The following is a 22,450-nucleotide window of genomic DNA, read 5'->3' on the forward strand; positions in this document are numbered from 1 at the left end:
GTACATATTAACTTCATATTCATATAAATAGAAACAGAACTTGTCGGTAAATTGTAATTCAGCTATTACAATGATTACTTTCTCCTTAAATACAAACAATTACCTGTACTCGAAAAAAATTATACAATTCTCCTTTCAACTTTAGATCTAAAATTATTATTAATATCCCATCTTACCATTTTTTTAGTTTACTGTCAATTTCCCTTAGTAATGGAATTAGACTACAAAAAAAATTAAACGGCCTTAGCCCATGGAATTTAGGGCTTTATCCGCTTAAGTCAATTTTTATTATTTCCCCTTAGATTTTAAGATATATTCTAAGATTTTTTTGTAATATTTGTTTTATTTATGGTAATTCGTTTATTTGATATTTTTACAATTAGAGGCAATATTAATCCTAAGCATAAAAGTATAAATGGTGTTAATAAATTAAGCACAAGTTGGAAAGTATACTCTGATGAGCTTGGTTTTACTTTTGGGAACATCCCCATAATGCATGCAAATGCAGTAAATGCAAAACACCATGAACCTATTATGAATGCTATCTTATCATTTTTTATAAATTTATATTCAGAAGAGAATTTCTTTTTAGCAAAGCCTCTTAAAGCCATGTATGCTAAGAATACCCACAAATATCTTATTGGCATAACAATTGAATTTAGATCTAATAACCAGTTGTACAGGGTATTCATATCTCCAATACCTAAGGCTGGTACAATTATTAAAACTCCAACTAAAACAGCAGTCATTTTGTATCCATTAATTGGAGCTCCATATTTATTTGTTTTCATTAGACTAGCAGGAATATATTTTTTATCTCCTTCTGCAAATAATATTTTTAAAGGAGCATCAATGGAGAACGCTAATGCAGAAATTTGAGCAAGCATATTCGCAATTGCATATAAAATTAAAAATAAATTTCCTACGCCATAGTAATTACCCAATGTTTTAAATGCGTAGTACTGTCCATTCATTTTTAAATCTACTGGAATGTTATTTCCATCAAACATCATTCCCATTGCAACTGAACCTAATAATGCTGACATTGCTACCATTATTGCAAGTACAATCATTCCCTTTGGGAAATTTTTTGATGGCTCTTTTGTATCGTTAACATAAGGTGCTATTTTTTCACAGCCACCTATCGCAAACACCAGCATAGATATTGTAGTAAAGTATGCAAAGTTAAAATCCGGAATAAAAGATTTTAATGTTATGTGTGCTGTTGCAATTTTCACTCCTGTAATTGAAGGTGCTGCAATCATCATCACTATGTATAACATTGACATTACAAATACTGATGTTCCTGCTATGGTTCCTATTTTTTTCAATGAATTAACACCTCTTGAAGCAAACCACAGGAAAAATAAAAATAGTACTAATGTTACTGATTGTAACACTAATGGGCTAAAACCATTAATGAATTTTCCATTTTGTGTTACTACCCATCCTAATGCTATTAAAATTGACTGGGGTTTTTGTGCTAAATATGGTACATGCACTACCCAATAAGTCCAACCTGCTAAGTAAGCTAATTTTGTACCCATTGTAGATTTTATCCATGTACTAACTCCTGCTTTTCCGTCCTTAAATGTAGAACCTAATTCCCCTACCATTAATGCATAAGGTATAAAATATAATGAAATAATAATTATCCATGATCCAACAACTTTTAACCCTTGATTTGCAAAGTTATTAACAACATTCCCAAATCCCCATACCATAACAAAAGCCATCAGCGCTAGATTTTTCCATGTAAGTTTTTTAACCCCTGTCCCATTCATATTATGAACCCCCTCCAATTAATTAATATTCTAGGAATCGTTTACAAATCTTTCATTTCCTAAAATTTTCTATAAATCCTTTTCATATTAACATCATTCACACTTTTTTGCAATATTTTACATTGTTTTATATATTATTATTAAATTCACTTAACTCAATTCGTTTTTCTACTACGAGCCCCTAAAATTAAGAATAACAAAACCTATAAGTAATCATATACTGTATTGTAAATACTTTAAGGAGTTAGTTAAATGTATATTGATGAAGATACTATTAGATTTTATAATCCAACGTATAACTATGAACTAGAAACTCAAGATTTCCCTTTAATGTATCCATACAGACAAATAGATGATTTTACATCCTTCGCTCAAGGGCCTCAGGGTGGACCGTCTTCTGCACCTCCAAACTTTACACCATCGCAGCCTCAATCACAACAATTTGGTGCTACCCCTCTAGCTATAGACCCAGGTGCAATTAGACCTTGCCTCTATAGATTTGTATATATATGGCCAAGGAGAGAAAGAGGCTTCTGGGCATGGCTTACATTTGTTGGTCCTAGATCTATATCCGGTTTCCGCTGGAATAGAAATAGATGGAGATTTTTCGGAATGGATTTGAGAAATATTAATAGTTTCCAATGTTTTTAAAATATTAATTAAAGAATCGAGGAATAAAGATGGAAAAATTCCAACCTTTCCATGGTATGATTACCATGATTAATGACTTTTGGATAGGGGCAAATGAAGAAGGCGTGGGATGTTATAAATTAATGTCTGTAGAAAACGGATATGGAGCTTTAGTTAATTTCGTGGTGACGCCAACTACTTACTTTGTAGACCATGTAATGGTGACACCTGGAGATATGGTAACTGGCTTTTATGATGCAAATGCACCTGTTCCTCTCATTTTTCCGCCACAATTTAGAGCAATTGTTATGGCAAGAGATACACAACATCAAAATGTGAAAGTAGACTATTTTAACGATAAGTTGGTTAGTAGTGATAATAATTTAAGATTAAACATTGCCCCAACTACTCAGATAGTTTTAGAAAATGGGCAATCATTTAGCAATAGCCCTGCAAATCGAAATCTAATTATTGTCTATGGTGCTACCACAAAGAGTATACCGGCTCAGACCACACCATATAAAATTATTGTTATGTGTTAGATGAGTTTTTTGCATTTTTAATGTCGTTGAAAAATCCACTTTGGCTCCCATAACTATATTAACATAGATTGTTCGTTTCATTTCCATTCTTTCTCTCTAAAAGATTGGTGATGTGACGGGCAATTTTTTATAGTTTTTATCAACACAGCTTATCTGAATCAATTCCAATCTCTGCAAGGGAAATAAGCCATTCCTTTTGTGTTTATTTATATTATTTAATAATCAATGAAATAATTTATCTCCTAAAAGCATATAGATATTTTATATGAATTAAGTTTAGATGCTATGGGGAAAGTTATACATTTTATTAATTATGTTAAATTATTATTAGGGGGCGTTAATTTCGAATAAGAAAACTTTCAAAAAAGGAAGCTTCGTAATTAGTTTTGTGCTTATTTTATCCTTTGTTCTTTCGTCTTTTTTATTTGACTTATCATTTGCAGCTACACAAAACAACACCTTAAAAGCAGTACAAGGTCATCTAGCTAGGCAACCTACAGCTTCAAGTACTACTTCACCATACGATAATACCTACTATGCATCTGCAATTGGTAAAACAGGCATAAGTCTTAAATCAACATTAAATGATATCATTGATAATCATACTAAGCTTTCTTATAAACAGGTTTGGGATGCATTAAGAAATACAGATGAAGACCCAAACAATGCAAATAACGTGATCTTGCTTTATACCGGACGTTCTCAAGGAGAGCTTACAAATGGAGGCGGAGTAGATAATTGGAATAGAGAACATGTATTTGCAAAATCACATGGTAATTTTGGAACTACCGCAGGAGCTGGAACAGATTTGCATCACCTTAGACCAGCCGATGTATCTGTAAACAGCGCAAGAGGGAATTTAGACTTTGATATGGGTGGTACACCTAACTCTGAAGCACCTCTATGTAAATCTGATAGTGATTCCTTTGAACCAAGAGATAGCGTAAAAGGGGATATCGCTAGGATGCTGTTTTATATGGCAGTCCGCTATGAAGGAGAGCATGGAGAAGTGAATTTAGAGCTAAACGAATTAACTAATAATAATACAGCTCCTTATATAGGTAAATTATCTGTTTTATTACAATGGAATGCCCAGGATCCAGTTGATGCTTTTGAAAGACACAGAAATGATGTAATCTATAAGAATTATCAACACAACAGAAATCCATTTATAGATCATCCAGAATGGGCAAATTTGATTTGGAACTAATAACTAAAAAAACTAACTCAAAAATAAAAATTCGAGTTAGTTTTTTTAATCCTAATCTATTAAATTATCACAATCAGCATCAAATAGTCCATTCTTTACTTTACTCCTACTGCATCCCAAGCTGCATTTACCGCAGCAACTTCTGATCCATCTGCACCGTAAAGATCTGTTGCGGATTGAACAAGTGCAAGTCTTGCATCGTGGAAGTTAGAAGTTGCAATTAAATAATTAGATAAAGCACTGTAATAAATTTGTTCTGCTTTAGCTATCCCTACGTTATCATTAGAAGCTATAAGATAACAAGCTTTGTTTGGAATTCCACTGTTTGTATGAACTCCACCCCAATCTCCCTCTAGCGTATTAGGAGTAACTACAAATTTACTCATATTATCTGGATCGCCATATTTAGTTGGATTGGATATATCTCTTAATGCATCACCCTCTACTTTAGGTGTCCAAACATCTTCACCCATTAACCAGTCAAATTTATCAGCTTGTCCATAATTTTCGATAAATGCACCAAAAGCATCTGACATAGATTCATTTAATGCTCCAGATTGAAATTCATAATCAAGATTTGCTGTTTTTTCATCTACTGCATGTGTCATTTCGTGACCCACTACATCTAAAGCTCCAGATAATTCAATAGAGTCAATACCATCCCCATCTCCATAAATCATTCGAGTTCCATTCCAAAAAGCATTAACATAGTTCTTAGCGTAGTGAACTGTAGATTTAATTTCCATATCTTTTCCATCAAAACCATTTCTATTGAATTTAGTTTTATAATAATCATATACAACTCCTGCATAGTAATGTGCATCTACAGCAGCTTTATCATTAATTACGTTTGTAGTTGAATAGACGATAGAACCAATTTTGTTAGTAGTATTAGCCGCTGAAGTAGTAGTTATGCCCTTACCTCTTGTTGTATCTCTTAATTGATATTGAACCTTGTTACGTACATCAACCTTGTCAAGATTTAATGATTTAGAATCATTAAGTACACCTAAACCTGTTCCTGTAGCAGCAACCTTAGATATTTTATTGCCTTTTTTTACTATATCTCCATTTTCAGCATTTATAAAGAACTTCCAATTTCCTGGTGTTGGTGATAGAAAGCTTAATGAAACAACATAAACTGGAACATATTTATCATTTATATTGTATAGGTAAAGTTTAGTAGTTGGATCCGCCTCAAGCTTATCAAATTTAACTTGCGTTTTTGCAATTTCAAGAGCTTTGTTTTCACCTATTAACTGTTCTTTATTTATTTTTGCATTTTTTGCGTTAGCATCATATTTACCATTTACAGCATATACTTCACCCTTTTGATTAAAATGAACGATATATTCATTACCATAAACCGGAATATCATTTACCATTTGTTGAGTTTTGATATGTTTAAAACCCAATTTATCATCATTTGATTTTACTTCTTCCAACTTATTCACTGAATCTTCAACTACGGTTTTATTTCCCTTAAAGAATTTATGCACGCCATTCATGTCTTTTGACAATTTTTCTGATGATTGTACCTTTACAAAATTTGCCGGCTTTCCTTGTGATGCATTTGCATTAGCTGGATTAATTAAAACCACCATTGCCATTGCAGTTAAGATTGAAATTGCTTTTTTCATATAATCTCCCCCTCTATAATTTGTATATACAGTATTTTTATGTATATAACTACTTATATAATAAAGAGAATATTCTTTATAGTCAACTAATTTCGCAACATAATATATGACATTTTTTTTATTTTTTTGAATAAAACAGCAAAAACCAGCAGTCAAAATAAAACACTGCTGGTTTTTGCTTATTAGTATGATTTTCCCCAAAGCGCCTCTGCCTTAACTTCCCATTGCAGAACTCGACCTCACATTCTTCTATAATAATTTTTTAAGTCTATCTCCCTCATTACTAAATAATATTGCGTCGTCTAAACACTCAATATCTTTATTATTTAATTTATACAATTCAACTCCTAATTCAGATAACATGTCATTTTTATATATTTCAAGTTTTATTTCATCAATTGTATTCATAAACAATTTGTGCCTCCTTTATTATTTACATTTATTATTTAATTTACCTGACTTAGTTCTCAATACAGTGTAATTACATATCTTTATTATTTTCTATCAATCCTTGTATTTTTATACCCTTATTTTTATACTTAAAATTCCAGAAAGAAAATCTCCCTATTAGGTTTGCAAATAAATTTGTTACACAATTTAACTGTTTTGTAGTAACATTGCACAAATTTACTTTATTGGTAATATTATTAATCTTTATTATAGGCTATGATAATGCTAGAAATCAAATCAATAAAAAAATCAAGAAAGGCATGGTGTAACATGGGGAACTATCAAAGAATCAATTCACTTAAAAAGGATGGTATTGAAAACAAAAAAGCATATTTAATCGGTGGAGGTATTGCCTCTCTTGCAGCCGCAGCTTATCTGATCCGCGATGGACATATGGATGGTAAAAACATTACTATTATGGAGGAAACTCACGTTTTGGGTGGTGCTATGGATGGTGCAGGAGATGCCGAACATGGATATATTATCCGTGGTGGTAGAGAACTTGTGGAACATCATGAATGCTCCTGGGATCTGTATAGCTTTATCCCTTCATTGAATAATCCAAGCAGAACCGTTTTAGATGAATTTCGTGAACTTAATGTTGCAGAGCCTAATGAATCTCACTGTCGCTTGATTCATAACTGTGGAGAAAAAGCAGATTTTTCAACTTTAGGCCTATCCGATATTCATATTAAACAAATTACAAAACTTATTCTTGCCACTGAGGAGCAACTTGGCGTAACGACAATTGAACAATTTTTTGATCCCTCCTATTTTGAAACAAACATGTGGTATTTCTGGCGCTCCATGTTTGCTTTTGAAAACTGGCACAGTGTTGTGGAGATGAAACGCTATATGCAGCGCTTTATGCATCTTATCCCTGGTATGAACCAGCTTAAAGGAATTATGCATACCCAGTATAACCAGTACGATTCGATGATTCTTCCACTTATTACCTGGCTCAAGAACAAAAATGTAAACTTTGACCTCCACACACAGGTTACCGACTTGGATATCAGCACTGTTGGTGAGCAAAAGACCGTAATCTGTATTCATCTACTTCGTAATGGCAATTCTGAAAGAATTGCAGTGTCTTCAAGCGACCTCGTTTTCGTTACCAATGGTTCAATGACAGAAAACTCAACTTTGGGCAGTATGTATACACCTGCTGTTTTAAATAGAGATAAGGTAAACTGCGGTTGCTGGAATTTATGGAAGAACATTGCAAAGAAAGACCCTTCATTTGGTCACCCAGAGGTATTCTGCAATGACATTGACAAAACAAAATGGGAATCCTTTACAATGACCTTTAAGGGGCCGTTTATGGGCAAATTTCTAAAGAAATTAACTGACAGAGATCCTGGCGTTGGTGGTGTTGTTACCATAAAGGATTCTAACTGGTTGATGAGCTGGACCTGCTCTAAGCAGCCTCACTTTATTAACCAACCTGATGATGTATTAGTTTTATGGGCATATGGCTTATTTCCAGACAATGTCGGTGATTACATCAAGAAAAAAATGTGTGATTGCACCGGCGAAGAACTTGTCTCAGAATTATTATATCACATGGGGCTTAAGGATAAAATTGACGATATTCTAAAAACTGTAAATGTTATTCCTTGTATGATGCCTTATGTCACCAGTCAGTTTATGCCTCGTGTTAAGGGAGATCGTCCTGATGTTATCCCTGAAGGCAGTACAAACCTTGCATTTCTTGGACAGTTTGCTGAAGTTGCCGACGACTGTGTATTCACTATAGAATATTCCGTTCGTACGGCGATGATGGCTGTTTATGCATTGCTAGACCTTGAAAAACAAGTAATTCCGATTTATGCCTCAAAATATGATATACGTGTGCTATTGAGCGCCGCTAAAACACTATACAGCGGACGACCTATTCCGGGAGAAAAAATCATCCAAAAGCTGCTCAAAGATACTACACTCGAAAATTTACTGTAACAAATAAAAAAATATTGAGCTCTCAATGTATATACAAGAGAACTCAATATTTTTACTTAAACTTTGCTAATATTTCTTCCATTTTTTTAAATTCCTTATTTATAGACTCTTCCGGTTTTTCAGTTATAACGCTAACAATTATAACAGCTATGAGCGATAATATAAATCCTGGAACCATTTCATACATATAAGTAGATAGTCCAGAAACAATCCATACAATAACTGTTAAGCCTCCTACAACCATACCTGATAGAGCACCCCACTTAGTCATTCTCTTCCAATAAAGACTTAGTAAAAGAACAGGTCCAAAGGATGAACCAAAACCAGCCCATGCTTGCCCAACTATATTAAGAATAGTTTTGTTTGGCAAATATGCAAAGAATGTGGCAACAGCTGAAACTATAAGTATAGATATTTTCCCTATCTTCATTTGCTGCTTGTCTGATGCCTCTTTGTTTAAGAATGTTAAATAAAAGTCCCTTGTTATAGAACTTGAACAAACTAATAGTTGAGAAGAAATAGTACTCATAATAGCTGATAGCACTGCTGCTAATATAATACCCGTAATAAATGGATGGAATAAAACATCTCCAAGACGAAGGAAAACTGTTTCTGGATCCTTAAGCGGGATGTTGTTTTTTGTAAAGTATACAAGTCCTATAAGTCCACTTGATACAGCACCTAAAAGACCTATGGTCATCCAGGTAATCCCTATTCTTCTTGCTGACTTTAATTCCCCTGCAGATTTAATTGCCATAAAGCGAACAATAATATGTGGTTGTCCGAAGTATCCAAGTCCCCATGCCAAAAGTCCAATAATAGTCGCAACACTTGTTCCTCTAAACATATCAAATAAAGCTGGGTCAATAACTTTTATCTTATTAACAAATGTACCAGCATCTACTCCTATATTCATATATGCTACAATTGGCACTACAACTAGTACAACAAACATCAGGGATCCTTGGAAAAAGTCTGTAAGACTTACTGCTAAAAACCCTCCAAAATATGTATATAGCACAACTACAGATAATGTGACAACTACACCCGCTGTATATGTAGAGTTAAATATACTTTCAAATAATTTCCCCCCTGCTACAATTCCAGATGAAACATATAGCACAAAGAACACAAGTATTATTATCCCAGATACAAGTCTAAGCATATTAGACTTATCTTTGAAGCGGTTTTCTAAATAATCTGGAACAGTTAATGAATCATTCGAAACCTCTGTATAAATTCTAAATCTTGGAGCAAGCAGAAGATAATTTAAGTAAGCCCCTATTGTTAAACCGATTCCAAGCCAAATGCTAGATATTCCTTTTGTATAAACCGCACCAGGAAGTCCCATTAGCATCCAGCCACTCATATCGCTTGCACCAGCAGATAGTGCTGTTACCATAGGTCCAAGCCCTCTTCCACCTATCATGTAGTCTGAAATATCATTTGTTTTTCTGTAAGAATAATAGCCTATTAAAAGTAAAATAAGTATATATACCCCCATAGCAGCAACTGATTCTATTTCCATATTAATTCTCCTTTCAATACTATAATGTCATTCGTCAATTTCATAAAGTTTGTAGTATAGCATTTTACAAGACAATTGAAAATATGAGTTTTTAACAGATAATATTTGAGCGTACAAAACAATATTATACCACATATGTTTATTAGCCCATTGCCATTTTAATCTCGTTTCATAATTTATATAATGAATTTCACAACTTTTTTAACACTGTAATTGACATAGGCACCAATTTACTTTATAGTAATTAACTATATATAGTTAAAATTGATATAAAGGAGTAGAAATCATGTGATTAAATTTTTGTTAGAGCTAGGCTTAAAGTTTGAAACCGTAGGTGTTTTGATAAAAATCATTATAACTTTAATGTTAATAATGATATTTTATTTAGTAAAAAAAAGTATATGTTCATTTATTAATAAATCCAATCTTGATTCCAATAACATAATAAAATATAAAAAAACATCCTCGCTATCAATAAATATCTTAACTGCTGTAGTGATTATACCAATATGGATGTATGAGTCTAAGTATATACTCACATTTTTAGGATTTTTCTCAGCTGGACTAGCCTTTGCCTTTCGTGATCTTGTAGCAAGTTTTTTAGGTTGGCTTATAATTAATACTCATAAGCCTTTTAAACTTGGGGATAGAATAAAGCTTGGGGAAAGTCTTGGTGATGTAATAGCTATAGACTGGTTTTATACTACCATAATTGAGGTTATGGAAAATGACAACAAAATCTACGGGCAAAGCACTGGAAGAATTACTCATATACCAAATATAAAAGTTCTCACTGAAGATCTTATAAATGAATCTAACTCATTCCCTTTTACTTGGAATGAACTTGAAATAAGCCTTACACTTAAAAGTAATTGGAAAAAAGCTAAAAGCATATTACTATCTATTGCTAATGATAAAGTAGGAGATATTGAGCAAGAAGCAAAAGATTCACTAAATATAGCCTCAAAAACTCTTCCTATTTATTACGAGAACCTTTCTCATACAGTATATACTTCTATGAAACCCGCAAAAGTTTGTTTAAACTTAAGGCTTATTTGCAAGGCGAGAAATTATAGAAACTTACAACATGCCCTAGTAGAGGATATCTTAGATGAATTTTCTAAACATGATGATATTGAATTATTATAATTAAGCGGGTAAATTAGGGATAACTTCTACATTAAGTGGAATTGGTGAATAGAAATTAAAAAAATGGCCAAGCAAGCTACTGCACGAGGAAAACTTGGAAATTTCAAGCCACTTGGCGCACAAAATGTACTAAATATATATAGATCTTCTCTATAATAAGGGGTATTTATAATTGTTACTACTCAGGCATTTACTATATGTTATGCCTAAGTAGTAACTTATTTTCTTTTCATGCTTATTATAAACACATTCCCAATCAAGTCCTAATATCCCATTTATTTATAGACACAATTCCATTACAGGTTACTTTTACTCCTTCATCTTCCTCGCATTGATAAAATCTTGTGGTAAACACCTCTTGTCCCCCATTTATAAATATTTCTATAGAAGATGTATCTGAAAATATCCATATTGATTCTAATTTTTCTAATTTGACTATCCTATTCACTCTACCGTATCCACTCTGCCCTAAAGAAAGCTCAAAGATTTGTTCATCCTCATTGAATATCACTTTGCAGTCATTTCTCATAATTAATTGAAAATCGCCAGAAAGCTTCTCTACATCTAGTTTTAATTCTAAAATCTCTCCCTTCAATTCTTTAAATACTTTTTCTCCGTTAATGCTGGTTTTAAAAGCTATATGATTTTTTCGCAGTTCTTCCATTTCTTTAATAGGCCTCTGTATAAGTTTTTCATTCACTATAAAAAGCTCTCTAGGCATAGTTAAAGCATGTTGCCAAAAGTTTTTTATAGTAGGATTACTATACTGAGTTACATCAGTAAGCCCCATCCACGCTATCATTATGCGCCTACCTTTATTATCCTTAAAAGTTTGAGGGGCATAAAAATCAAACCCTCTATCTAATTCTATAAATTGTTCATAATTAAAATTCTTCTTATTTTCAGTAAAGCTTCCCAATGCATATCCACTTTGATATATATTGTTATATAAATACCCTTTTACAGAAATTCCTTGTGGTGATATGATCAAAACATCTTTCTCCTCAAGTGTGAAAAAATCTGGGCATTCCCACATGTACCCTAATCCTTCTAATCCTCCCGCTGGTGTGCTTTGAAGATTCCAATCCACTAAATCTTTAGATTTATATAAAAGCACGTAACCTTTATTATCTTTTCCTCTTGCACCTAATACCATATAATAATTATTGTTTTCCTTCCAAACCTTAGGGTCTCTAACATGTAATGTAAAATTTTCAGGAAAATCCTTGTTTGTTAATACTACTTTCTTTTCGCCAAAATTAATTCCGTCAAGACTCTTTACACAAATCACATTTTGCTGCCTACCAGTAAGTACATAATCGTGGTTACCTTCTTCTTTTACATTACCAGTATAAAATAGATATAATTCGTCTCCTTCTACTAAGGCTGATCCCGAATAAACTCCATCACGATCAAATTCACTGTCTGGATATAAGGCTATTCCTAAATCATCCCACCTCAAGAGATTCTTTGATTTATAATGTGCCCAAAATTTTAATCCACCTCTAGCATCGAGTGGTGAGTATTGATAAAACACATGATATTCACCTTTAAAATAGCACAATCCATTAGGATCATTTAACCATCCTATTTTAGGCATAATGTGATATTTTAATGCCCATTTATCTCCATTTACTATGTCTTTAACATTATTTATTGCTACAACTATTTCTTCATTTAATAATTCAATTTTTCTTTTCATAATTAGCTACTTCTTCATAATGTTATATACTTGTTCTTTTTTAGGCAATGCATCAATAGCCCCTCTTTTAGAAACTACGAAGGCTGCTGTTGCATTTGAAAAGTTTAACATTTCTTTAATTATGTCTTCATCTAAGCCCAAAATATCCTTTAATGATAAATCCATGCTTGCTATTTGATATAAAAATGCGCCTATAAAAGAATCTCCCGCTCCTGTAGTATCTTCAACTTTTATAGTAAATCCCTTTGAAAACACTTTTTTATTTTTTACAATAAACTCTGCACCACTGCTACCTTTAGTATAAATAACAATAGCTACATTACCTTTAAATAGACTACTTAGTGCAGTCTCTTCATCTTGAATTCCTGTTATAAATTGGAGTTCCTCATCACTTATTTTCAATATGTGAGCCTCTGGCAAAAACTCCAATATTGCTTGCCTACACTCATCTTCACTATTCCATAAAGGTAACCTTATATTAGGATCAAAGCTTATAATTCCGTTTTTTTCGCTACAATATTCTATAGCTTTTCTATGAGCCTTTTGGATTGGAGCATCTATTAAACTAACGGAGCAAAAATGAAGTATTTCTCCTTCCCCAAAATCGCTGTCTTTTATTTCTTTTTCATCTAGCAACATATCCGCACTTGGATTTCTATAAAATGAAAAATCTCTTTCCCCATTTTCGTTTAGCGAAACAAAGGCTAGTGCTGTTTTAGCTAAATTGGTTCTTAAAACACTTGATACATCTACTCCTAATGGTTTTACAGCATCTACTATTACATCTGCAAATGCATCATTCCCTAGTTTTGTAAGTATTTTGCTCCTACCACCAAGTTTAGCGACTGTAGCTGCAACATTTAAGGGGGCTCCTCCTGGAACTCTTAAAAAGCTATTAACTTCTTTTAGGGCTATCCCTTTTTCACACGGAATAAAATCTATTAAAGCTTCGCCTATACAAATAACCTTTTTCACTATTTAGCAACTCCTTATTTAATATCTTATTTATTATTATTCTTCTATACCTAAAACATACGTTGTACCAAATGAAACAACTAATGCTATGATTAATCCAATTATATAATTAACCATTGAATCAGGTTTTACTATAGTAAGTCCTGGAATTGCAGTTAATCCTATAGCATTCATAGCTACCTTTGTTAATACTACATAAGCGCCTGCAACAGCTCCACCTGCAAGTGCGGCTAAAAATGGTTTTCTAAACTTTAAATTAACACCGAATATTGCAGCTTCTGTTATTCCAAGAAAAGCACTTAAAGCAGATGGTAATGCTATAGCTTTTGTTTTTGCATTCTTTGTTTTAAAGTATACAGCTAGTGCAGCACCACCTTGTGAAAAGTTTGCCATTGCCCATATAGGAAGTAATGTATTAGCTCCTGTATCGGCTAATAATGAAAGTTCAATAGCATGGAAGCTATGGTGAATTCCAGTCATAACTATAATTGAATAAGTTCCACCAAATAATACTCCAGCTAATAACCCGAATTTACCAATTGCAACAGTTAAGAACATGCTTATTCCTTTCCCTATAACCATTGCAAAAGGTCCAACTATAGATAATGCTAAAAATCCTGTTATTAAAACAGTTAAAAATGGGGTTAAAAATATATCTAGTACTTCTGGAACAATTTTTCTAATTCTTTTTTCTATAAGACTCATAATCCAAATTACAAGTAAAATTGGTATGACAGTTCCTTGATATCCTACTAGTGGCATATCTATTATCCCACCTAATATTCGCATAGACTTATACCCGCCACCTATTGTCCACGCATTTTGAAGTTCAGGATGAATCATTATTCCCCCAATAACAGCCGCTAAATATGAATTAGTTCCAAATTCTTTTGCTGAACTAAATGCTACCAATATTGGGAGGAATATAAATGCTGATGAACTAAACCAATCTAGCATTAACCACCACCAAGTCCCGGACAATGACTCAAGACCAAAAGCCTTTAGTGCTCCTAATGTTCCCATTAATAGTCCCGATGCTACAATTGCAGGAATTATAGGAACAAATATATTTGATAATACCCTTGCTATCTTTTGAATTGGGTTTAGCTTTTTCATAGCATCTCTTTTTACATCTGAAGTACTAACTTCATCTATATTTGCTTCTAAAGCAAACTGTTCATAGACTTTATTTACAATACCCTGACCTAATATTATTTGGTATTGTCCCCCATTTAAAAAGCTCCCTTTCACTAACTCTAAATTTTCAATTTTATCTTTTTTTATAAGACTTTCATCTTTTAGAACCAACCGTAAACGAGTTGCACAGTGCGCTGCACTGTCTATATTTCCCCTTCCACCTATAAGTTCTAATATTTCACTAGAAGTTTTCTTGAATAACATATCCTTACTCATAATACTTCCCCCTTTATAATTATAAATTGTTTAATGATAATGGTATCGTTCCCATAACGAATAAAAAAATAAGTTTTAATTAAATCTTCTCCTGCGGAGCTACAATATTAACGACTGATCTTAAATTTTATGGTATCGTTCCCATAACGAATAAAAAAATGTAAGCTACTTAAATGTTTACATTTTCATTTTATACTATTTCTTACCTCAAGTCTATAGCCTAATTTAATATTTTTTACATTTTCTTTTACATAGTCTATATTTTTGTTTAACAACTCCATCATTATTTCTGCACTTTTTTCTCCAGCTGTTTTATAAAAATAATGCGCTGTTGTAAGTTTAGGAGTTACTACTCTAGATATTTTTGAATCTCCGATACTACAAATGGATATATCTTCAGGGATCTTGTATCCTATCTCTGTGAGGTATTGCATTGCTCCTATGGCTATATTATCAGTTACAGCAAAAATTGCTTTTGGTTTTTCAGTTTGATCCATTAATTCCGCTGCTAATTTATACCCAGAATCCATAGTAAAATCACCTTTTTTCAAAAACTCTTGTTTACATGAAACACCATATTCTTTTAATGCGTCCATATAGCCTCTTTTTCTTTCAAACCCAACAGAAATATCTTCTTCAGTAACTCCTATAAATGCTATTTCTGTATGCCCTTTGTTTAAAAGTAGCTTAACCATGTCCTTAGACGCATTGTAATCATCATAATAAACGCAATGAAAATTTTCAGTTTTTTGAGCTACTACAACCATTGGAAATTCTATACTAGCCATAATCCTTAAATGCTTTTCTGTTAATTTTGTTGCCATGAATATTATGCCGTCTACTTGATTGTTTTTAAATATCTCTAAATACTCAATTTCCTTGTCTACACTTAAATTTGCATTTGCAATGAGTATATCATAACCATATTTAGATACTTCATTTGATATCCCCTCAACAACTCTAGAAGCAGTTTCTGTGCTTATTTTAGGAACAATAACGCCAATAAGGTTTGTTATTTTGGTTCTTAGAGTTTTAGCCTGACGAAGAGGCGTATATCCTGTACTCTCTATTATCTCTTGTATTTTGAATCTATTTTCACTACTGACGTATCCATCATTTAAATACCTAGATACCGTAGACTTAGATACACCAGCTAACTTTGCCACTTCTATAATATTCATAATTATCACCAACTAAATATATTTTACTCTTATCTATATAGTATACTTTTACTCCTATGTATAATCAACCTTTTAATGAACTTTAAGACAGCTACTAAAAAGGGGGCGTATTTGTATTGGGAGGTATAAGTTAAAAATTAATATTAGAGAAAAAAAATAATTAACAAGGGAATTTGAACAAATCCCCTTGTTAATTATGATAATTTCCATTTTATACTTATAGATTATCTACCAACTAATCCTCCACCATTACCAGATGCTGGACTTTGTGGTCCATAAATTGGTGGTCTCTTAGCATTCTTTTGACTTGAAGATTTCGCTTTTTTTTCTTCAATAATTTTTTTCATTATTTCCATGTTTTTGTTTATATTATTTTTCATATTTTTTACCTTCTTTTCTTTATTTTTTACATCTTTTATATATAAAAAAACTAACTTCTACCTTCTAATTTAATATTAATAGTAAATATTTTCAAGGTATGATTTATTATTTTATTAATCTATTATACCCTAAAAACAATCCTTTGAGTGACACCTATTAACTAATATTTAAAAAGTAATTATCTTTACTTCCAATCTTTATAAAGAGTCAGATTGTTGTCAAAAACTGGGTCAGTTTTAATAGTAATATTATTTATTTATTGACAATTCTTTTTTAATATGATATATTCTTTTTTAATATAACTTATAATTTGATGACGAGAAAGAGTACGTTTTAGTATCTGTTCTAAAGAGAGTTGACATTTGGTGAGAGTCAACGTTCAGTCTATATCCGAAAATCATCTCTGAGAAGTAAACCTGAAATATAATAAGGTTTAATGGTTGTCCACCATTACAAGGAACAGATATCGATTGGTATCTTGCTAAGTGCTATTAAAGTTATTCATTATAATTTTAATAGATTTAGGGTGGTAACACGTGCATACTCGCTCGTCCCTTTTATAGGGACGGGCTTTTTTTATTTTAAGGGGGTGGTTTAGTGGATAGCGACATTGATATTAGCGATATAATACCAAAATTTAAAAAAAATAATATTTATGGAGGAATTACTATGAATAAATTATCAAGAAAAAGTTTAATGCTAGTTAGTTTAATGCTATTTTCAATGTTTTTTGGAGCTGGAAACTTAATCTTCCCTCCTGTACTTGGACAAATGTCAGGTACAAATCTTTTATTTTCGTTATCTGGCTTCCTTGCCTCTGCAGTAGGTCTACCGATCCTGGCTGTAGCTGTTGTTGCAAAAGCTGATGGTCTTCAAAATTTAGCTAGCAGAGTTAATAAACCCTTTGCGCTCGTTTTCACATTGTTAATATATTTATCAATAGGACCATTTTTAGGCATACCTCGTGCTGCAAGTTTGTCTTTTGAAACAAGCATAGCACCATTTTTACCAGCATCAGTTATTGGTGGAGCTTTACCTCTTTTTCTATATACATTGTGTTTCTTTGGTTTAGCTTTTTGGCTAAGTATGAATCCTAATAAATTAATGGATCGTTTTGGGAAGGTACTAACCCCTGCTATCTTAATACTTATATTAATTGTATTTATAGGTAGTTTAGTAAAACCAATTGGTAGCTTCAATGCTCCAATTGGAGATTATGCTAGCTTTCCTGTGTTAAAAGGATTCTTGGATGGATACATGACTATGGATGCCATCGCTGCACTTAATTTTGGTATAGTTGTTGCATTAGTTTTAAAGAAACAAGGAATTACAGATGAAAAAGCTTTAAGCTCCTATACAATAAAAGCTGGACTTATAGCTGGTCTTGTTTTAACTGTAATATATCTAATGCTTTCATGCCTAGGCGCTGCTGCTCAAACTAGATTTGGTGCTACAAAAAATGGAGCGCAAACATTAACAAATGTAGTATCTTACCTTTTTAATGCAAATGGTCTTATAATACTTGGTTTAACTTTTGGACTTGCTTGCCTTACAACTTGTGTTGGTCTTATAACATCATGTAGTGAATACTTCTCAAGGATGGTTCCAAAGGTTAACTATAAAATTTGGGTTACTGCAATAACACTATTTAGTATGTTATTTGCAAATGTAGGCTTAACTAAACTATTAAGTATATCTGTACCTGTTTTAACAGTCATATATCCTATGGCGATAGTACTTATTGTACTTGCATTCTCCCATAACCTATTTAAAGGTTATAGCTCTGTATATTCTTTCAGCATGCTATTTACTGCTGTTTTTAGTATATTTGATTCATTAGATCAAGTTGGACTTAAAATGTCATTTTTGAGTTCTATACCTTTATTTAAGCAGGGTCTTGTTTGGGTAGTTCCATCGTTAGTTGGTGCTGTAATAGGATGGTCTTTTAGCATGGTAAAAGATTTTTCTTTTTCAAAAGAAATCTCTTTAAATAAATACAATAAATAATAAGATTCAAGGGGATGCCACAACCGTGTGCATTCCTTTAATTTTTGTCTAGTACAATTTTTCCTTTTCCTTCATAACTCGCTAATAAAAACTTGTTGTGATATAATTAATCTAGTAGATCATTGCAAAGATACTATTTAAATTTCATATTGTTTAATTAACGGAGCGCCAACTAATTTTAATGTCTCATTAAATAATTAGTTAAGGGGTCTTTTTTAGTATGAAAAATAACAGTATTGATCTTACAACTGCAAATTTAAGTGAATTACTTTAGCACATTTCAGAAGGAAAGTCCTCCACTACTCTAAGTGAGGCGTTAGAGCACAATTCGTTAATCTTTGCTTTTATTAACGAATATTTTACATGAATGTAAAAATATTCGCTAAGGTTACTTTACATTTCCTACATATTGGAATATGATTAATATGAAATACTAAATTTACATTAAAAGAGGTGCCTCATGGAAATACAAACAATAAAACACAAAAAATCTATTCGCATTAGTATAATTTCTTTTTCTATTATCTTTGTTCTATATTTAGGTATGTCAATATATTTTAATAACCATTTTTATTTTGGTTCTGTAATTAATGGCATAAATGCTTCTGGTAAAACAGTAGATGAATTAGATAAAGCCTTATTATCAAAGTGCAAAACATATACACTGAACCTTCAAGAACGAAGTGGTGTGAATGAACAACTTAAAGCTGCTGACATTGGACTTAAATATAATGCAAAGGATAAAATTCAAGTTTTAAAAGACAGTCAGAATTCTTTTGCGTGGATTTATGAAGTTTTTAATTCAAAAGCTTCTGAACTACCTGACATAGTGACCTATGATGAAAAACTATTAAAAAAACATTTTGATAAACTCTCTTGTTTTGATAACAAGAAAGCAATTAAACCTAAAAATCCTAGTTTTAAATATTCAGATACCGGCTATGTGATCGTAAAAGAAATTATGGGAAACAAAATCAATAGCAAGCATTTGTATGCAAATGTAGTAAATGCAATTCTCAAAGGCGAAACAACAATAAATTTGGAGAAAACAAATCAATACATTAATCCAAAATATAATTCAAGTTCCAAAGAAGTTAAAAACACTAAAATTTTGCTTGATAAATATGTAGCTTCAAAAATCACTTATACCTTTACTGGAGGTAAGGAAGTTTTAGACGGTTCTATAATACACAATTGGCTAGTAGTTAATGACAACCTTGCAATTTCATTTGATGAAAATAAAATGAAAGATTATGTAAGTGAACTGGCCAATCATTATAATACCTATGGCAATGAAAGAGATTTTGCTACATCATTCGGAACAACTGCAAAGGTTAGCGGTGGCGATTATGGATGGTTAGTTGATCGCACAGGTGAAGTCAATGATTTAATTGTATCTATAAAAGGTGGACAAACCATAACAAAGCAACCCAAGTATGCCCAAACCGCAGTATCTCATGGTGTAAATGATATCGGGAATACCTATGTGGAGATCAATTTGACAGAACAGCATATGTGGTTTTATAAGAATGGTGCTCTTATTGTAGATGGAGATGTTGTTACTGGTGATGTAAGCAGAAATACAGCAACACCACCAGGTGTTTATAAATTAAAAGATAAAGCAAAAAATACAAGCTTAAAGGGACCGGGTTACAATACACCTGTCAATTGCTTTATGCCATTTAATAATGGTATTGGAATACATGGTGCACCGTGGAAACACTCCTTTGGTGGAAATGTATATTTGACAAATGGTTCTCATGGTTGTATAAATGCATCAGACGATTTTGCAATGACGATATATAATAATATTGATGTTAATACTCCGGTTATTTGTTATAACTAGAGATTTAATAAAGTCTTTTTATAATATGTTTACCATTAAAAGCAAATCAAAAAAACGCAAGTTAGTTAACTTGCGTTTTTTTGATTTGCTTTTAGATTAGAGGTATTAAATCATCACCTGCAGTGCTGAAATGTCGTTAAAATCATAGATTTTTAAAAAATAGGAAATTATTCTTCATCCCAACATTCCACATTTTTTAATCCTTCAATAGAGTTCTTTGTGAATACAGGATTCTTACCCTGCTTTTTCTGGAAGGTGTAGTCTTTTAATGCTGCAAAAGCAATTTTACCAAGTTGGAATATAGCGATTAAATTAATTATTGCCATTAAGCCCATAAATAAATCCGCTAAATCCCAAACTATTTGAATCTTTACTACAGAGCCAACAAAAACCATACCTACAACAGTAATTCTATATAATAAAACATATATTTTATTTGAGTTAATAAATTCTATATTTGTTTCGCCATAATAGTAATTTCCTACAATTGAGCTAAATGCAAATAAGAATATACATACAGCAATAAAGGTACTTCCCCAAGCCCCAACTTGTGAGCTTAAAGCATTTTGCGTAAGCTGTATTCCAGTTAATCCTTTAGTTGTATAAGTTCCAGATAATAATATTATAAATGCTGTTGCACTACATATTAAAATTGTGTCTGTAAATACTCCTAAAGTTTGAATCAGTCCTTGTTTTACAGGGTGAGTTACTTCTGCTGTTGCTGCCGCATTAGGAGCACTTCCCATTCCAGCTTCGTTTGAGAAAAGTCCTCGTTTAATTCCCATCATCATTGCCGCACCTACACCACCGCCTAAAGCTTGTTCAAAACCAAACGCACTTCTAAATATAAGTGAAATTACTGATGGTAGCGAAGAAATGTTTTTAAGAATAACAAATATAGCTACTAACAAGTATGCAACAGCCATTATAGGAACAATAATCTCTGAAACCTTAGCCACTCTTTGAACTCCACCAAAAATTATAATTGCTGTAGATATTGATAAAATTAAACCAGTAATTACAGTTTTAACACCAAAAGCTTCTTGAAAAGCAAGTGATATAGTGTTTGATTGAACAGAGTTAAATACAAGACCAAAACATACTGTAATTAATATAGAAAAAACAATTCCCATCCATCTTTTATTAAGTGCTTTTTCCATATAGTATGCAGGCCCGCCCCTATAGCCATGCTTATCTTTAACTTTATAAATTTGAGCTAGAGTGCTTTCAACAAAGCTAGAAGCACCGCCTATTAAAGCAATTAGCCACATCCAAAATATTGCACCAGGACCACCAAGCGCTATAGCAATAGCAACTCCAGCAAGATTTCCAGTTCCAACTCTAGAAGCAGTACTTATGCAAAATGCTTGAAATGAAGATGTACCTTTCTTTTTATCAGATTTAGAAATAGATTTCCCCACACCTTCAGTTAAAAGAGAAATCATTTCTTTTAAATATCTAAATTGAACAAATTTTGTTTTAAAAGAAAAATATAGCCCCATAAAAATAAGTAGTGCAATAAGTATATAGGACCATAGAATATCATTTGTCTTTCCGATAATTGCTTGTAAAAAGTTCATCATTTTATCCTCCCCTTCTTTTGTAAATTTAATATTTTATAGATATGTATGAGTTAAATTCAAAGTTATTGTACCACAGAAAAACGTAAAACCCAAAAATTAGAATATTCCGAAAGTAATGTTTTTAAAGTTATGTTAGATAATGTAGCTTCAAATTGGTTATATACAATGAATATTTTTTTTTAAAAACTTTAAACCTTTTTTCTTATTAACAAAAATATGAATATATTATTTATGCAAAATGCAAAATTCTTATTAATATTATCACCATTTTCAATTCGCGCTAAAGTAAACGCCATATGTTTTTAAAAAACCTCTCTGTAGCTACAGAGGCTACAGAGGGGTTTTTGTATTATTTAGAATGTTACATATAGATAGTACTGCATGCATAATTGTCTAGCTTTAAAATTGATTATATATATAAGAAATTTTAACATCTGGCTGAAATAAAAATACATAACTACAGCCTAAAA

At 32.0% G+C, this 22,450-nt stretch carries 17 protein-coding genes and 1 other annotated feature; of the genes, 7 read left to right on the plus strand and 10 right to left on the minus strand.

The genetic code is table 11. The features are described 5' to 3' along the window. Window positions 1-317: 317 nt before the first annotated feature. A complete protein-coding gene (locus KTC92_RS05655; RefSeq protein WP_220286946.1) occupies window positions 318-1,784 on the minus strand; it encodes an amino acid permease in 1,467 nt (488 codons plus the stop codon). Between the two features lie 252 nt (window positions 1,785-2,036). Here KTC92_RS05655 and KTC92_RS05660 point away from each other — a divergent pair, with 252 nt between their 5' ends. From KTC92_RS05660 to KTC92_RS05670, 3 genes are all read left to right on the plus strand, one after another. After that, entirely contained in the window at window positions 2,037-2,435 is a 399-nt protein-coding gene (locus tag KTC92_RS05660) for a hypothetical protein (protein WP_253198236.1), read from the plus strand. Window positions 2,436-2,464: 29 nt separating this feature from the next. Beyond that, window positions 2,465-2,956, plus strand: a complete 492-nt coding sequence (locus KTC92_RS05665) for a hypothetical protein (protein ID WP_216303749.1) — start codon at window positions 2,465-2,467, stop codon at window positions 2,954-2,956. Between the two features lie 388 nt (window positions 2,957-3,344). Beyond that, the gene (locus KTC92_RS05670; RefSeq protein ID WP_258280704.1) at window positions 3,345-4,166 is read left to right on the plus strand and encodes an endonuclease I family protein; all 822 of its coding nucleotides are present in this window, start codon (window positions 3,345-3,347) and stop codon (window positions 4,164-4,166) included. A 95-nt stretch (window positions 4,167-4,261) separates the two neighbouring features. Here KTC92_RS05670 and KTC92_RS05675 read toward each other — a convergent pair whose 3' ends face one another. Together KTC92_RS05675 and KTC92_RS05680 are read right to left on the minus strand one after the other, a co-directional pair. Continuing rightward, on the minus strand, window positions 4,262-5,806 hold the full coding sequence (locus KTC92_RS05675) for a M4 family metallopeptidase (RefSeq protein WP_216303750.1): 1,545 nt from the start codon (window positions 5,804-5,806) through the stop codon (window positions 4,262-4,264). Window positions 5,807-6,055: 249 nt separating this feature from the next. Continuing rightward, entirely contained in the window at window positions 6,056-6,214 is a 159-nt protein-coding gene (locus KTC92_RS05680; RefSeq protein ID WP_216303751.1) for a hypothetical protein, read from the minus strand. A gap of 258 nt (window positions 6,215-6,472) precedes the next feature. Between KTC92_RS05680 and KTC92_RS05685 the strand changes: the two genes are divergently transcribed. After that, window positions 6,473-8,215 (plus strand): oleate hydratase, encoded by a 1,743-nt coding sequence (locus KTC92_RS05685; RefSeq protein ID WP_258280705.1) that lies wholly within the window; start codon window positions 6,473-6,475, stop codon window positions 8,213-8,215. 52 nt (window positions 8,216-8,267) lie between these two features. Here the strand turns inward: KTC92_RS05685 and putP are convergent, their stop codons facing one another. After that, window positions 8,268-9,743 carry a sodium/proline symporter PutP gene (putP, locus tag KTC92_RS05690; protein WP_216303752.1) on the minus strand — a complete coding sequence of 492 codons (1,476 nt, stop codon included), beginning with the start codon at window positions 9,741-9,743 and terminating at the stop codon, window positions 8,268-8,270. A 288-nt stretch (window positions 9,744-10,031) separates the two neighbouring features. On the opposite strand from putP, the gene KTC92_RS05695 reads away from it, so the two are divergent. Beyond that, on the plus strand, window positions 10,032-10,892 hold the full coding sequence (locus KTC92_RS05695) for a mechanosensitive ion channel family protein (RefSeq protein ID WP_258280706.1): 861 nt from the start codon (window positions 10,032-10,034) through the stop codon (window positions 10,890-10,892). A 256-nt stretch (window positions 10,893-11,148) separates the two neighbouring features. On the opposite strand, the gene KTC92_RS05700 is transcribed toward KTC92_RS05695, so the two are convergent. The 5 genes from KTC92_RS05700 to KTC92_RS05720 all read right to left on the minus strand — a co-directional run bounded on the left by KTC92_RS05700 (window position 11,149) and on the right by KTC92_RS05720 (window position 16,543). Beyond that, on the minus strand, window positions 11,149-12,594 hold the full coding sequence (locus tag KTC92_RS05700) for a glycoside hydrolase family 32 protein (RefSeq protein ID WP_220286947.1): 1,446 nt from the start codon (window positions 12,592-12,594) through the stop codon (window positions 11,149-11,151). A 6-nt stretch (window positions 12,595-12,600) separates the two neighbouring features. Next, on the minus strand, window positions 12,601-13,569 hold the full coding sequence (locus KTC92_RS05705) for a carbohydrate kinase (RefSeq protein WP_220286948.1): 969 nt from the start codon (window positions 13,567-13,569) through the stop codon (window positions 12,601-12,603). 36 nt (window positions 13,570-13,605) lie between these two features. Further along, a complete protein-coding gene (locus KTC92_RS05710; RefSeq protein ID WP_253198238.1) occupies window positions 13,606-14,982 on the minus strand; it encodes a sucrose-specific PTS transporter subunit IIBC in 1,377 nt (458 codons plus the stop codon). A gap of 185 nt (window positions 14,983-15,167) precedes the next feature. Then, window positions 15,168-16,163, minus strand: a complete 996-nt coding sequence (locus tag KTC92_RS05715; protein ID WP_258280707.1) for a LacI family DNA-binding transcriptional regulator — start codon at window positions 16,161-16,163, stop codon at window positions 15,168-15,170. Window positions 16,164-16,387: 224 nt separating this feature from the next. Next, window positions 16,388-16,543 (minus strand): hypothetical protein, encoded by a 156-nt coding sequence (locus tag KTC92_RS05720; protein ID WP_165412254.1) that lies wholly within the window; start codon window positions 16,541-16,543, stop codon window positions 16,388-16,390. 305 nt (window positions 16,544-16,848) lie between these two features. Beyond that, window positions 16,849-17,103 (plus strand) — a binding site (T-box leader). A 110-nt stretch (window positions 17,104-17,213) separates the two neighbouring features. Here KTC92_RS05720 and brnQ point away from each other — a divergent pair. Together brnQ and KTC92_RS05730 are read left to right on the plus strand one after the other, a co-directional pair. Next, entirely contained in the window at window positions 17,214-18,551 is a 1,338-nt protein-coding gene (gene brnQ / locus KTC92_RS05725; protein WP_220286969.1) for a branched-chain amino acid transport system II carrier protein, read from the plus strand. A 460-nt stretch (window positions 18,552-19,011) separates the two neighbouring features. After that, window positions 19,012-20,397 (plus strand): peptidoglycan binding domain-containing protein, encoded by a 1,386-nt coding sequence (locus tag KTC92_RS05730; RefSeq protein WP_220286949.1) that lies wholly within the window; start codon window positions 19,012-19,014, stop codon window positions 20,395-20,397. Window positions 20,398-20,564: 167 nt separating this feature from the next. Here the strand turns inward: KTC92_RS05730 and KTC92_RS05735 are convergent, their stop codons facing one another. Beyond that, on the minus strand, window positions 20,565-21,977 hold the full coding sequence (locus tag KTC92_RS05735; RefSeq protein WP_216303763.1) for a sodium:alanine symporter family protein: 1,413 nt from the start codon (window positions 21,975-21,977) through the stop codon (window positions 20,565-20,567). Window positions 21,978-22,450 lie beyond the last annotated feature (473 nt).

The organism is Clostridium sp. CM027, from assembly GCF_024730565.1.
GTDB lineage: Bacteria > Bacillota > Clostridia > Clostridiales > Clostridiaceae > Clostridium_AD > Clostridium_AD estertheticum_B.